The sequence below is a fragment of the Streptomyces sp. BB1-1-1 genome, assembly GCF_031597775.1.
Taxonomy (GTDB): domain Bacteria; phylum Actinomycetota; class Actinomycetes; order Streptomycetales; family Streptomycetaceae; genus Streptomyces; species Streptomyces thinghirensis.
In genome coordinates this window covers 518,705-533,616 of the sequence record NZ_CP134203.1, presented here as the reverse complement: position 1 = coordinate 533,616, position 14,912 = coordinate 518,705, and the positions used below count along the sequence as shown (strand labels likewise).

6 protein-coding genes are annotated in these 14,912 nt (G+C 74.7%); all 6 read left to right on the top strand.

What is annotated here, in order from left to right; translation table 11 throughout:
* Positions 1-7 precede the first annotated feature (7 nt).
* Positions 8-10,540 (top strand): non-ribosomal peptide synthetase, encoded by a 10,533-nt coding sequence (locus tag RI578_RS02275; protein ID WP_310869435.1) that lies wholly within the window; start codon positions 8-10, stop codon positions 10,538-10,540.
* Between the two features lie 75 nt (positions 10,541-10,615).
* Positions 10,616-10,822 carry an MbtH family protein gene (locus tag RI578_RS02270; RefSeq protein WP_310869434.1) on the top strand — a complete coding sequence of 69 codons (207 nt, stop codon included), beginning with the start codon at positions 10,616-10,618 and terminating at the stop codon, positions 10,820-10,822.
* A gap of 17 nt (positions 10,823-10,839) precedes the next feature.
* Positions 10,840-11,898 carry an ATP-binding cassette domain-containing protein gene (locus RI578_RS02265; RefSeq protein ID WP_399063008.1) on the top strand — a complete coding sequence of 353 codons (1,059 nt, stop codon included), beginning with the start codon at positions 10,840-10,842 and terminating at the stop codon, positions 11,896-11,898.
* A complete protein-coding gene (locus RI578_RS02260; RefSeq protein ID WP_310869433.1) occupies positions 11,886-12,686 on the top strand; it encodes an ABC transporter permease in 801 nt (266 codons plus the stop codon). The genes RI578_RS02265 and RI578_RS02260 overlap by 13 nt, the downstream gene beginning before the upstream one ends.
* A 188-nt stretch (positions 12,687-12,874) precedes the next feature.
* Positions 12,875-13,141: a chaplin gene (locus tag RI578_RS02255; RefSeq protein WP_310869432.1), complete on the top strand. Its 267-nt coding sequence runs from the start codon at positions 12,875-12,877 to the stop codon at positions 13,139-13,141.
* 109 nt (positions 13,142-13,250) lie between these two features.
* Positions 13,251-14,882, top strand: coding sequence for a sulfite oxidase (locus tag RI578_RS02250; protein WP_310869431.1), 1,632 nt, complete (start codon positions 13,251-13,253; stop codon positions 14,880-14,882).
* Positions 14,883-14,912: the final 30 nt, after the last annotated feature.

The window sequence follows — 14,912 nt, the reverse complement described above, 5'->3', positions numbered from 1 at the left end:
TGTTTTGGTGATACAGCAGCGATCCGTTCTCCCCTTGACCGTCGGCCAGCGAGGTCTGTGGCTGGCGCACAAGCTGGATCCGGGAAATCCTGTTCTCAACATCGGTGAGTACGTCGACATTCGCGGCCCACTCGACGTCGGCCTCTTCCGTTCCTGCGTGCGGCGAGTGGTCCGGGAGTGCGAGGGTCTGCGGGTCGGGTTCACCGAGGAACGCGGCGAACCACGCCAGTTCGTCACGGACAACCCCGAAGCACTGGACGTCCCACTGCTGGACCTGCGCGGTACGCGCGAAGCCGCCGCGAGAGCCCGGGACCACATGCGGTCCGAACTCGCCCGGCCGGTGGACCTCACCGACGGCCGGCTGGTGTCGATCGTCCTGTACCGCCTCGCCGACGACCGGTATCTCTGCTTCCAGCGCGTCCACCACCTCGGGGTGGACGGATACGGCGCGGCCCTCGGCCTGCGCCGCATCGCCGACCTGTACTCCCTGGGAGCCGCCGGCCAGGCCTTCGACTCCCGGCCCCGGCCGCTGGAACCGCTCCTGGCGGAGGAACGGGCCTACCGCGACGGCCCGTTGTTCCAGCGCGACGCCGCGTTCTTCGCCGACGCCCTGGCCGGCACGGCCGACGCCGGCGGCCTGAAGGACGCGCCGCCCGCGCTCGGACGCGGTGTGCTGCGTGAGCGGGTGCGGTGGAGCGAGGAGCGGGCCGGGCTGCTGCGCCGGCGGGCGAAGGCGTACGGGACGGGCTGGCCGACCCTGTTCATGGCCGCGACCGCCGCCTACCTGCACCGCATGCGCGGCGCCGAGGACCTCGTCCTCGGGCTGCCCGTCTCCGGACGGCGCACCCCCACCGCGCGGAGCACGCCCGCCATGATGTCCGACATCCTGCCGCTGCGCCTGCGCGTGCTCCCCTCCGACACCGCGCACGACCTGGTACGGCAGGTGTCCGCCCAGGCCCGCGCGGTCCTGCGCCACCAGCGTTACCGCTCCGAGGACCTGCGCGGCGACCTCGGTCTGCAGCCGGGGCAGCGGCTGACCGGTCCCGTCGTCAACATCCTCGCGTTCGACGACACCCTGCGGTTCGGGGACCTGCCCGCCACGCTCCACAACCTCTCCGTCGGACCGGTCGACGACCTCACCGTCGCCGTCCACGGTTCCTTCGGCGACGGCGCGATGGACATCGACCTGCTCGCCAGCCCGGAGCTGTACGACCAGGACGAACTCGCCCTGCACCAGGAACGCTTCGGCCGCCTCCTGGAGGCGCTCGCCGACGACCCCGACCGCACCGTGGGCACCCTTCCGGTCCTGGGCGAGGGCGAGGCGCAGGGCGTCCTCCGCCTCGGGCGGGGCGCCGCGACGTCCCCGCCGGCCGACGCGGCGGCGGACACACTGCCCCGCGCCCTGACGGCACAGGCCCGCCGGACACCGGACGCCGTCGCCGTGGTGTGCGGCCCGGAACGGCTCACCTTCGCGGAACTGGAAGCCCGCGTGGAGGCCCTCGTACCGGCCCTGGTCGCCCACGGCGCCCGGCCCGGGACCCGGGTGGCCGTCGCACTGCCCCGGCGGGTGGAACTCGTCGTCGCGCTGGTGGCCGCGATGCGGGCCGGCGCCGCCTATCTGCCGGTCGACCCCGCCTACCCCGCCGAGCGCGTCGCGTTCCTGCTGCGGGACTCCGCCCCGGTGTGCCTGCTGACCGACCGGACCACCGGCGCCGCCGTCGACCCGGACGGACACCTGCCCCATGTGGACGTCGTGTCCGACGCGGTCGCGTACGGCCCGGACCTCCGACCGGTCGCCGAGGCAGCCGCGGACGACCCGGCCTACGTCATCTACACCTCCGGTTCCACGGGCCGCCCCAAGGGCGTCGTCGTGGAGCACCGCTCCCTGATGAACCTCCTCGAACACCACCGCCGTGACGCCCACACGGAGGCGGCACGGCGGCTGGGCCGCAGACTGCGGGTGGCGCTGACCGCGGCCACCTCCTTCGACGCCTCCTGGGACCCGGTGCTGTGGATGGTTGCCGGGCACGAGCTGTACATCGTGGACGACTCCGTGCGCCGCGACCCGGAGGCCCTGGTGGCCCACCTGGCCGAGGAGCGCATCGACGCGATCGAGACGACCCCCGCACAGGCGCAGCAACTCGTCACCGCGGGCCTGCTCACGGAGGGCGCGCACCGTCCGCAGGTGCTCGCCCTCGGCGGCGAGCCCGTCGGGGAGGGGCTGTGGCGGCAGTTGGCCGAGCGGCCCGACCTGACCGTGTACAACTTCTACGGGCCGACCGAGGCGACCGTGGACGCCGTCACCACCCGGATCACCGGGTCCGGCACCCCCGCCATCGGCCGCCCCGTCGCCGGTGCCCGCGTCTACGTGCTCGACGCGTCGCTGCGGCCCCTGCCCGTCGGCGTGGCGGGAGAGCTGTACATCGCCGGTGCCGGTGTGGCGCGCGGCTACGCGGGACGTGCCGGGCTGACCGCCGCGAGCTTCCTCGCCGACCCGTTCGGTCCGGCAGGCAGCCGCATGTACCGCACGGGCGACCTGGCACGGTGGCGGCCCGACGGCGACCTGGAATTCCTCGGCCGCGGCGACCGGCAGGTCAAGGTGCGGGGCTTCCGGATCGAGACCGGCGAGGTGGAGACGGCGCTGCGCGCCGTACCCGGCGTGGGCGAGGCCGCCGTCGTGACGCGCACCGGCCCCGCGGGTGACGAGCGCCTGGTGGCGTACGTCGTGCCCGAAGCCGCCGGTACGACCGGGGCACCCTCGGCGGAACACCTGCGTCGGACCCTGCACCGCGCGCTGCCCGAGCACATGGTGCCCACCGCGTTCACCACCCTGGCCGGGCTGCCGCTGAGCCCCAACGGCAAACTGGACGAGGCCGGGCTCCCCGAGCCCGCCTGGCGGCAGGACGCGCGGCAACGGGGCGGCGCCCCGCGCACCGACCGCGAGCGCGCCTTGTGCGAGATCTTCGCGGAGACCCTCTCGGGCCCACCGGTGGGCCGCGAGGACGACTTCTTCGCACTCGGCGGCCACTCCCTGCTGGCCACCCAGGTGGTGGCCCGCATACGCGCGGTCCTGGGAGCGGACGTGTCGGTCCGCGACCTCTTCGACCACCCCACCCCCGCCGCACTCGCCACCCGCCTGCGCGACGGCGGCGCCACCCGGCGGGCCCTCACGCGCGTCGAGCCGCGCCCGGCGCCCGTCCCCGCGTCCTTCGCGCAGAACCGGCTCTGGCTCCTCGAACGCCTCGGCGAGGGCGGTGCCGCCTACCACCTGCCGATCGCCGTACGGCTGCGCGGCACCCTGGACGAGCGGGCGCTGCGCAGCGCGGTCGGCGATGTGCTCACCCGGCACGAGTCCCTGCGCACGGTGATCCGGGAGGGCGAGGACGGACCCGTGCAGCACGTACTGACCGAGCCCGCGATCCCCTTCTCGGTGACCGAGGCGCCCCGGGGCACACCCGAGGACGCAGCACACGCGCCGTTCGCTCTGGACAGCCAGGTCCCCCTGCGCGCCGAGCTGTTCCGCGTCGCGGACGACGAGCACGTACTTCTGCTGACGGTGCATCACATCGCGGCGGACGGCTGGTCGATGGGTCCGCTGGCGCGTGACTTGGGGGTGGCGTACGCGGCGCGGTGCGGCGGGCGGGCCCCGGACTGGGAGCCGCTGCCGGTGCAGTACGCCGACTACGCGCTGTGGCAGCGGGAGGTGCTGGGTTCGGCGGACGATCCGGACAGTGTGCTGGCCGGGCAGCTGGCGTACTGGCGCAAGGCCCTCGAAGGAGCCCCGGAGGAGACCGTCCCCGCCCTCGACTCGGCCAGGTCCGAGCGGTCGGGCGGCGCGGGCGGCACGGTCCCCGTCCGCATCGACGCGGCGACACACCGCCTGCTGGCGGAGAACGCCCGCTCCTGCGAGGCGAGCACCTTCATGGTCCTGCACGCCGCCGTCGCCGCGTTGCTGTCGCGGTGGGGCGCCGGTTCGGACGTGGTGCTCGGCACCCCGGTGGCGGGCCGCACCGACGAGGCGCTGTCCGAGTTGGTGGGGTTCTTCGTGAACACGCTGGTGCTGCGGCTGGACACGTCGGGGGCGCCGTCGCTGGAGGAGTTGGTGCGGCGGGCTCGTGCGGCCGATCTGGCGGCGTACGCGCATCAGGACGTGCCGTTCGAGCGGCTGGTGGAGGAGGTGCGACCGGCGCGGGTGCCGGGCCGGCACCCCCTGTTCCAGGTGATGCTGGCGCTGAACAACACCCCGGCGCCCCGCCTGGACCTGCCCGGGCTCACCGCGACGCCCGAGGACGTCGGACGAGCGGGCGCCAAGTTCGACCTGACCTGGGACCTCACCGAGCGCATCGGCGCCGGCGGCGAGCCGCAGGGCCTGTCCGGCGTCCTGGAGTACGACCGCGACCTGTTCGACGAGACCACGGCGCTCAGGCTGGCGCAGGCGCTGCCACGGCTGCTGACCGGTGCCCTCGCCGACCCCGGGCGCCCCGTCGACGACGTCGGCCTCCTGTCCGACGACGAACGCCGCGCCGCCCTCGCACCGGCCCGCGCCACTCGCCCCGCCCCCCAGCACCGCACCGTCCTGGAGGCACTGTCCGCCCAGGCCGCACGCACCCCCGACCGGACGGCCCTCGTCGACGGCGCCGAACGGCTCACCTTCGCCGAACTGACCGGCAGGGCCGGAGCGGTGGCCGATGGCCTGCGGGACCTCGGTGTGAGCGGGGGAGACGTGGTGGCCGTCGCCGTGCCGCGCTCCGCCGACCAGATCGCCGCCCTGCTCGGCGTGCTCACGGCCGGCGCCGTCTACCTGCCCGTCGACCTCACCCAGCCCGCGGCACGCAACCAGGCCGTCGTCGGGGACGCCCGGCCGCGCTGCGTCGTGGTCCGGGCGGGGGAGGAGCACCTCGTACCCGGCCCTCGGGGGAGCTTCCTGCACGTCGACGGACACATGTCCGTCAGCGCCCCGAAGGACATCCCGGCCGGGCCGGGGCCCGGTGACGCGGCGTACCTGCTCTACACCTCCGGCTCCACCGGCACGCCCAAGGGAGTGCTCGTGGAGCACGCCGCCCTCGCGGCCCTCCTCGCCGGCCACCGGGGCCGGCTCATCGAACCGGCGGCAGCGGCGGCCGGCGGGCGGCCCCTGCGGGTGGCGCTCACCGCCGCACCGACCTTCGACGCCTCCTGGGACCCGCTGCTGTGGATGATCGCGGGCCACGAGCTGCACCTCGTCGGCGACTCCGTACGCCGCGACCCCGAGGCACTCACCGCCTTCCTGCACGACCGGCGCGTGGACGTCATCGAGACGACCCCCTCCTTCGCCGAGCAGCTCCGCCTGTACGGCCTGTTCGCGGCCGACCGGCACCGCCCCTCGGTCGTCGCCCTCGGGGGCGAACCGGTGTCCCCGTCCCTGTGGCGGGAACTGGCCGCCCTGCCCGGCGTCACCGCGTGGAACCTCTACGGTCCCACCGAGGCCACCGTCGACTCCGTGACCGCCCCGATCGAGGGCGACGGACCCCCGGTCATCGGCCGCCCGGTGGACGGCATGCGGGCCTACGTCCTCGACGAGCGCCTGTACCCCGTACCCGACGGCGTCACCGGAGAGCTCTACCTCGCCGGCACCGGCCTGGCCCGCGGCTACGCCGGCCGCGCCGCGATGACCGCCGAGCGCTTCGTCGCCGACCCGTACGCCGGACTCCACGGAGAGCACGGCAGCCGCATGTACCGCACCGGCGACCTGGTGCGCCGACGGTCCGACGGCCGCCTGGAGTTCTCCGGGCGCGACGACGGACAGGTCAAGATCCGCGGGTACCGTGTGGAGACCGCGGAGGTGGAGTCGGCCCTGGCCGGACACCCCGACGTGGCCCACGCGGTGGTCGCGGCACGGCCCGGGCCCGACCACACCGCACGCCTGCTCGCCTGGGTGGTCCCGGCGGCGGGCCGCGCGCCGGACCCGAGCGAGCTGCGCGCCCGCCTGGCCGGCCTGCTCCCCGCCTACATGGTCCCGGCCGCCGTCGGCGTCGTCGCGGAGGTGCCGCTGACGGCCAACGGCAAGGCCGACACCTCCGCCCTCCCGGAACCGGCCCCCGCCGCCCGGACCGCCCCCGCCGCCCGCACCCCGCGGGAGGAGGCGCTCACCGCCCTGTTCGCCGAGGTGCTCGGCGTGCCCGCCGTTGGCCCCGAGGAGGACTTCTTCGCCCTCGGCGGTCACTCCCTGCTGGCCACCCGCCTCGTCGGCCGCATCAGGGCGTCCCTCGGCACGGAACTGCCCGTGCGGGCCCTGTTCGAGGAACCGACGCCCGCCGGACTGGCCGCCAGGCTCGACGACACCACAGCCACGGCCGCCGCCCCGCGCCCCGCCCTGCGCCGGGCGGACCCGCGCCCCGACCCGCTGCCCCTGTCACCCGCCCAGCGACGCCTGTGGTTCCTCGGCCGCGCGGAGACCGACCGCTCGGCCTACACCATCCCGCTGGCGGTCCGGCTGACCGGCCTGCTGGACCAGGACGCGCTGCGCCGCGCGCTGGCCGACGTCACGGCGCGGCACGAGGCACTGCGCACCTGCTTCCCCGAGCACGACGGAACGGTGCGCCAGCACGTCCTCCCGGCCGCCTCGGCACGGCCCGAACCGCAGGCGCACGAGGCGGACCGCCGGGACGTCGACCGGCTGCTGCGCGAGGCCGCCGTTCGTCCCTTCGACCTGACCCGCGAACCGCCCCTGCGCGCGGACCTCTTCCGCACCGGCGCCAAGGACCACGTACTGCTGCTGACGGTGCATCACATCGCGGCGGACGGCTGGTCGATGGGTCCGCTGGCGCGTGACTTGGGGGTGGCGTACGCGGCGCGGTGCGGCGGGCGGGCCCCGGACTGGGAGCCGCTGCCGGTGCAGTACGCCGACTACGCGCTGTGGCAGCGGGAGGTGCTGGGTTCGGCGGACGATCCGGACAGTGTGCTGGCCGGGCAGCTGGCGTACTGGCGCAAGGCCCTCGAAGGAGCCCCGGAGGAGACCGTACTGCCCGCCGACCGGAACCGCCCCGAGCGGCCGAGCGGCGAAGGCGCCACAGTGCGACTGCGACTGGACCCCGAGCTGCAGACGAAGGTCGAGACCCTCGCACGCTCCCACGGCGCGACCGGCTTCATGGTCTACCACGCCGTCCTCGCCGCTCTGTTGTCGCGGTGGGGCGCCGGCACGGACATCACGATCGGTACCCCGGTGGCGGGGCGGACGGACGAGAGCCTCTCGGAGCTGGTGGGGTTCTTCGTGAACACGCTGGTGCTGCGGCTGGACACGTCGGGGGCGCCGTCGCTGGAGGAGTTGGTGCGGCGGGCTCGTGCGGCCGATCTGGCGGCGTACGCGCATCAGGACGTGCCGTTCGAGCGGCTGGTGGAGGAGCTGCGGCCCGCGCGGGCCCCCGGTCGGCACCCCCTCTTCCAGGTGATGCTGGCGCTGAACAACACCCCGGCACCTCTCCTGAACCTGCCCGGACTCACCGCGAAGGCCACCGGAGTCGCCACCTCCACCGCCAAGTTCGGCCTCTCGTTCAGCCTCACCGAACGGCACCGTCCCGACGGTGCCGCCCAAGGAGTCGACGGCACGTTGGAGTTCGACAGGGACCTCTTCGCTCCCCGGACCGCCCAGACCATCGCCGAGAGCTACGTCCGGCTGCTCGCCGCGGCCGTCGGGGTGCCCGACGCACCGGTGACCGGCCACCGCGTCCTCCCGGTCGCCGACGAGAACCGGCTGATCGGGCTCGGCACCACGTCCGAGCCGGAGACGGCACAGGACGCACCGACCGCGACCGGGACCAGGCCGGGGCGCACGCCCCACGCACCGGCCGCCACGCCGGGAACCGCACCACAGGACACCCCCCGCGCACCGGCCGCCACGACCGGAACCGGAACACAGGACGCTCCCCACGCACCGGCCGCCACGCCCGGAACCGTCCTCGACAGGTGGGCCGCCACCGTGGCCGCGGCGCCCGGGCGCACCGCGGTCGTCGCGCCCGACGGTGCCGCCTCCTTCGGCGCTCTCGACGCGCGCGCCCACCGGATCGCCCGCCACCTCACCGATCTCGGCCTCGCACCCGGCGACACCGTGAGCGTGCTGCTGCCCCGGTGCGTGGACTCGCTCGCCGCGTTGCTGGGTGTCCTGGAGGCCGGGTGCGTCTACGCGCCCCTCGACCCGGCGACACCGGCCGGGCGGGTGCGGGACATCCTCCAGGACGCCCGCCCGGCCCTCGTCCTCGCCGCCGCCGAGACCGCCGACCGCCTCCCGGAGGGCTGCCCGCGCGTCCTGCTGGACGACCCGGCCACGGTGGCGGCGACGGCCGCCCTCCCCGGCGCCGGTGACCTGCGGGGCAGGGAAGGCCCGCGCCCCGACGACGCCGCCTACCTCCTGCACACGTCCGGCTCCACCGGCCGCCCCAAGGGCGTGGTCGTCGCCCACGCCTCGCTGGAGCGCCTCGCCGCCCACCACGCGGAGCGCCTGCACGCGTCGGGCCCGCGGGCGGGCGGCCGGGACCGGCAGCGGGTGGCGCTGACCGCCTCCCTGTCCTTCGACGCGTCCTGGGACCCCATCCTGTGGCTGCTCCACGGACACGAACTCCACCTGGTCGACGACACCACGCGCCGCGACCCCGAGGCGCTCGTCCAGTACCTGCGCGCCCGGCGCATCGACGTCGTCGAAACCACGCCCAGTCACGTCGGGCTCCTGCTGGACGCCGGGCTCCTGCGCACCGGCGAACCCGCCCCCGGCGTGCTCGCCCTCGGCGGCGAGGCGATACCCGACGACCTCTGGACCACCCTGAGAAACACCCCCGGCCTGACCGCCTGGAACCTCTACGGCCCCACCGAAAGCACCGTGGACGCCACCGACGCACGGCTCGCCGAGGCCGACCACCCCGTCCTGGGCCGACCGGTCCGCGGCACCCACGCCTACGTCCTGGACGACGCCCTGCGGCCCGTCCCCCAGGGCGTCACCGGCGAGCTGTACCTGGCGGGCGCCGGCCTCGCCCTCGGCTACCTGCGCCGCCCCGACCTGACGGCGGAACGCTTCGTCGCCGACCCCTTCGCACCGCGCCGCGGCGCCACGGGCGCCCGTATGTACCGCACCGGCGACCTTGCCCGCTGGAACGAGCGGGGGCAACTGGAGTCCCGGGGCCGCGCGGACGAGCAGGTCAAGATACGGGGCTACCGCATCGAACCGGCCGAGATCGCCGCCGCACTCGAACAGCATCCCGCGATCGCCACGGCCGCGGTGCTCGTCGACGGAGACGGAGACGGAGAGGGACGCGGCAACGGCCCCGCACGCCCCCAACGGCTCGTCGCCTACGTCGTCCCCGCCCCCGGCCACACACCGGAGCCGCGCGACCTGCGCGCCCACGCCGCGCACCTGCTGCCCGGCTACATGGTCCCCAGCGCCTACGTCACCCTGCCCCGGCTCCCCCTCAACGCGAGCGGCAAGCTGGACCGCCGCGCCCTGCCCCCGGCCGCCCCGGCCTCCGTGACCGGCACGGGCCGGGGACCGGGCGACCCCTACGAGACCGTGCTGTGCTCCCTGTACGCGGAGGTGCTCGGCCTCGACGGCGTCGGCGCCGACGACGGCTTCTTCGACCTCGGCGGCCACTCCCTGCTGGCCACCCGCCTGGTGAGCCGCATCGAGGAGGTGTTCGGCGTACGACCCCCCATCCGGACCCTGTTCGAGGCCGACACGGTCGCCGCCCTGGCCCCCCGGCTGCGCGACGACGCGACCCTCGGGGACGAGCAGGGGTCCCTCGGCACCCTGCTGCCGCTGCGCACGGCGGGCACCGCCCGCCCCCTGTTCTGCGTGCATCCCGCGTCCAGCCTCGCCTGGTCCTACGCGGGACTCATGCGCCACCTCGGCCCCGACCAGCCGCTGTACGGGCTCCAGACGCCCAACCTGCGTCCGTCCTCCCCGGGCGACCTCGCCGCGTCCGTCGACGAACTCGCCGCCCAGTACGCGGCCACCCTGCGCACGGTCCAGCCCGAGGGCCCGTACCGGATCCTCGGGTGGTCGTTCGGCGGGAACATCGCCCACCAGGTCGCGGTGCGGCTGCGCGCACTGGGCGAGGAGGTGGAACTGCTCGCCCTGCTCGACGCCTTCCCCCTCCCTCCGCTGGACGACCTGGAGCACGCCGACCGGGACACCGTCTTCCGGGCGCTGCTGGCCAACATCGGCGCGGACCCGGCCGCCCTGGGCGACGCACCCCTCGACAGCGGGGCCGCCCTCACCGCGCTGCGCGCCCTCGGCAATCCGATGGGCGGCCTGACGGAGGAGAGCCTGGACGTCGTCGTCGACAACTTCGCCGTGCAGAGCCGGCTGATGCGGGAGCACCGGCCGGGCGTCTACGACGGGGACGTCCTGTTCTTCACGGCCACCGAGGGACCCCGCCCCGACCAGCTGCGGCTCGCCCTCTGGGAGCCGTACGTCACGGGGCGCGTCGACAACCACGAGGTCCGCGTCGAACACGCGCGGATGATGACGCCCGACGCCCAGGCGGAGATCGGCGCGGTCCTCCGCCGGCACCTGTGACCGGCCGACTCCCACCCCCTGCCCCCCACGCACCCGCCTGCCCCCACGCACCCGCGAGTCAGGAGCACCACCCCCATGACCAACCCCTTCGACGACCCCCGGATCCAGCACCTCGTCCTCGTCAACGACCGGCGGGAGCACTCCCTGTGGCCCTCGTTCGCCGACGTCCCGGCGGGCTGGCACACCGTCCACGGCCCGGACTCCCGCGAGGAGTGCGTGCGCTACGTGGAGGCCAACTGGACCGACCCCACCGGCCCGCACACGCGCGGGACGACGCGTTGAGCGCGCCGCTGCCGCCCCTGACCGCGCGTGCGCCCGGACCCGGCGGCCACGCCCCGCCGGGCACCGACACGACGGCGGGCATCCGGGCCGAGGGGCTGGTGCGCAGCTTCGGCGCCCGGCGCGCCCTCGACGGCGTGGACCTGGAGGTGCCCGCCGGCAGCGTCCTCGGGCTGCTCGGACCCAACGGCGCGGGCAAGACCACGATCGTCAAGGTGCTGACCACGCTGCTGCGGGCGGACGCCGGCCGCGCCTGGGTGGACGGCGCCGACGTGCTCGCCGAGCCGGACGAGGTGCGCCGCCGCATCGGGCTCTCGGGCCAGTACGCCGCCGTCGACGCCCGCCTGACCGCCACCGAGAACCTGTACCTCGTCGGCCGCCTCTACGGCATGTCCCGGCGCACGGCACGGACCCGGGCCCGCGATCTGCTGGACAGGTTCCGGCTCACCGAGGTCGCCGACGAGCGCAGCGGCTCCTTCTCGGGCGGCATGCGGCGCCGCCTCGATCTCGCCGGCGCCCTGGTGGCCAGGCCCTCGGTGGTCGTACTGGACGAACCCACCACCGGGCTCGATCCCCGGGGCCGCTCCGACACCTGGACCTGCGTCCGCGAACTCGTCGCCGACGGCACCACCGTGCTGCTCACCACCCAGTACCTGGAGGAGGCCGACCAGCTCGCCGACAGCATCGCCGTGATCGACCGCGGCCGGGTCGTCGCCCGGGGAACCGCCGGCCAGCTCAAGCAGCGCGTCGGCGGCCGGCGCCTGTCCCTGACCGTGGCCCACGACCACCACGTGCCGACGGTGTGCGCCGTGCTGGAGGAGCTGGGCCCCCACCACCCGCGCCGCGCCGACCGGGGCCGTACCGTCTCCGTCGCCACCGACGACGGTGAGGGCCTGCTCGCCCGGACGCTGTACCGGTTCGCCGAACTCGGTGTCACCGTGGACGACGTCACCCTGAGCCCGCCCACGCTCGACGACGTCTTCCTCGCCCTCACGGGCGGCACCGCGACCCCGCCGGCGGCCTCCGACACCCCACGCTCCCCGGGACGAACGAAGGGGGCCCACGCATGGCGACCGTGAACCGGACCCTGCGGGACGCCTGCGTGGTCGCCTGGCGCAACCTCGTCAACCTCCGCCGCACCCCGGGCTCCGTCTTCGCGGCGCTCGTCCAGCCCCTGATGTTCGTGCTGCTGCTGGCCTACGTCTTCGGCGGCAGCCTCGGCGGCTCCGCCTACCGCGAGTTCCTGATCGGCGGGATCTTCGCGCAGGCCGTCACCTTCAACGCCTCCTTCACCGCACTGGGGCTCGCCAACGACCTGCAGCAGGGCATGGTCGACCGCTTCCGGTCGCTCCCCATGCCCCGCACGTCGGTCATCCTGGGCCGCGCCCTGTCCGACCTGCTGGTGAGCGCCGTCAGCCTCACGGCCGCCTCACTGTGCGGCCTGGCCATCGGCTGGCGCATCCACGGAGGCGTCCTCGACGCGGTCGCGGCCTACGGTCTCGTCCTGCTGCTCGCCTTCGGCATGTCCTGGGTCGGCGCGACGATCGGACTCACCGCCCGCAACGTGGAGGTGGTGCAGAGCCTCGGGCTCATCTGGCTCTTCCCGGTCACCTTCGTCTCCTCGGCGTTCGTCTCGACCCGCTCCATGCCCGAACCCCTGCGGGTCTTCGCCGACTGGAACCCGGTGTCCGCCACGGCGACGGCCGTCCGCGACCTCTTCGGCAACCCGCCCCCGCCGGGCCTCGAAAGCAGCACGTCCTGGCCCGTCACGCACGCCCTGCCGTACGCCTTCGTCAGCGTCGGGGCGATCATCGTGACGTTCATGCTCCTCGCCGTGACCAGATACCGGTCCGTGGCGCACGCCTGACCCCGCCCGTCCTTTCGCCCGGCCCACCCGGAATTCGACTCCATGTTCGCCCGCACTGCCTCCTTCGAGTGACAACCACACGGTCCGGCAATCCGGATTTCCCGGCAGAGCGGATTACCCGTACCCGCCGCGTTGGGTGGCGGGTCCGGCGCGTTCGGCTGCCGGACCACCTCTGCAAGGAGAGTTCCATGAAGACTCGCGCGATCAGGACTGCCGGTCTCTTCGCCGCCGCCGGTGCCGTGGTGCTGGCCGGGGCCGGGGCGGCGTCGGCGGACAGCGGCGCCCAGGGCGCGGCGGTCGGTTCCCCGGGCGTCGCCTCGGGCAACGTCGTGCAGGTCCCCGTCCACGTCCCCGTGAACGTCTGCGGCAACACGGTCAACGTCATCGGTCTGCTCAACCCGGCGTTCGGCAACGGCTGCGCCAACGTGGGCGACGGCCGGGACATGGGCCACTGAGGCGAGCGGAATATCCGTAGCCGGTGAACGCGCGGATTGGTCCGGAAGGGAATCGCATTCCTTTGGGTGCCGGGCCAATCCGCCGATCGCGCGGGATCGGATTACCGACGTGAGCGACGTAGAGAAGAAACCGCGGAATCCCGGGAGCCGGACACGGCTCGGGCTGGGCGCGCTGAGCGGTCTCCTGGCGGGCTTCGCCGCGCTCGCCGTCGCCGAACTGGTGGCGGCGGCGGTACGCCCGCAGGCCGGCCCGGTCGTCGCGGTCGGCGGGGCCGCCATCGACCGTACGCCGATCGCCGTGAAGGACTGGGCGATCCGCAACTTCGGCACCAACGACAAGCTGATCCTCCAGCTCGGCATCCTCGCCGTCCTGGCGCTCTTCGCCCTGGCCCTCGGCGTCTTCGCCCTCCGCCACCGGCGCACGGGGGCGGCGGGGGTCCTGGTCTTCGGGGCCGTCGGGGCGGCGGCGGCCACCAGCCGCCCCGACTCCACGAGCGTCACCGACGCCCTCCCCTCCGTCCTGGGGGCGATCGTGGGCGCGGGGCTCCTGTACGTCCTCGTCGGCCGCCTCCTGGCGCCGCCCCGGGACGTGCCGGAAGCGCTGGAAGCCCCCGAAGCGTCTGGAGCGGCACCGCGAGGGCCCGGCGAAGGCTGGGACCGGCGCGGGTTCGTGATCGCGGCGACCGCCGCTGCCGCCGCCTCGGCCGGGGCGGGCGTACTGGGCCGGGTCCTGAACGGTTCCAGCGGCCAGGAGGCCGTGGCCTCCCGCAAGAACATCGACCTGCCGCCGCCCGACTCACGCGCCCCCGCGGTGCCCCGGGGCGCACAGGTCAGGGTGGCGGGCGTCAGCCCGTTCATCACGCCCAACGGCGACTTCTACCGGGTGGACACCGCCCTGGTGGTCCCCAAGGTGGACGCCACGGCCTGGCGGTTGCGCATCCACGGCGAGGGCGTCACCAGGGAGAAGACCCTGACCTTCGACGACCTGCTGCGCCGCGAGCTGATCGAGCGGGACATCACCCTGACCTGCGTGTCCAACGAGGTCGGTGGCCCGTACGTCGGCAACGCCCGCTGGATCGGCGTCCGGCTCGACGACCTGCTGAAGGAGTGCGGCGTCCGGCCCCCGTCGGCGGGCGGCCCCGCCGATCAGCTGGTGGCCCGCTCCGTGGACGGCATGACCATCGGCAGCCCGGTCGAGGAGGTCATGGACGGCCGCGACGCGATGCTCGCCATCGGCATGAACGGCCGGCCGCTGCCGTTCGACCACGGCTTCCCCGTCCGCATGCTCGTCCCCGGCCTGTACGGCTACGTGTCCGCCTGCAAGTGGATCGAGGACATCGAGCTGACCACGTTCGACGCGTACGACTCCTACTGGGTCAAGCGCGACTGGGCCCGCGAGGCCCCGATCAAGACCCAGTCCCGGATCGACACCCCGAAGCCGTTCGCCCGGCCGAAGGCGGGCACGGTGATGGTGGCCGGCGTCGCCTGGGCCCAGCACCGCGGCATCGACAAGGTCGAGGTCCGCGTCGACGACGGGCCCTGGCAGGAGGCCACCCTCGCGGCCGAGGACTCGCGCGACACCTGGCGCCAGTGGTCCTACGCCTGGCAGGCCGCCAAGGGCGGCCACACCCTCACCGTGCGGGCGACCGACCGCACCGGCGAGGTGCAGACCGAGAAGCGCACCCGCACCGTTCCCGACGGCGCCAGTGGCTGGCACTCCGTCGTGGTGACGGTCGAGTGACCCACCGGACCAACCACCCTTCCCCTGCTC

What these genes read in the sequence shown, in the direction of transcription:
- RI578_RS02270 (WP_310869434.1), top strand. Translation starts at nt 10,616, where the DNA reads ATGACCAACCCCTTCGACGACCCCCGGATCCAGCACCTCGTCCTCGTC.
- RI578_RS02260 (WP_310869433.1), top strand. Translation starts at nt 11,886, where the DNA reads ATGGCGACCGTGAACCGGACCCTGCGGGACGCCTGCGTGGTCGCCTGG.
- RI578_RS02255 (WP_310869432.1), top strand. Translation starts at nt 12,875, where the DNA reads ATGAAGACTCGCGCGATCAGGACTGCCGGTCTCTTCGCCGCCGCCGGT.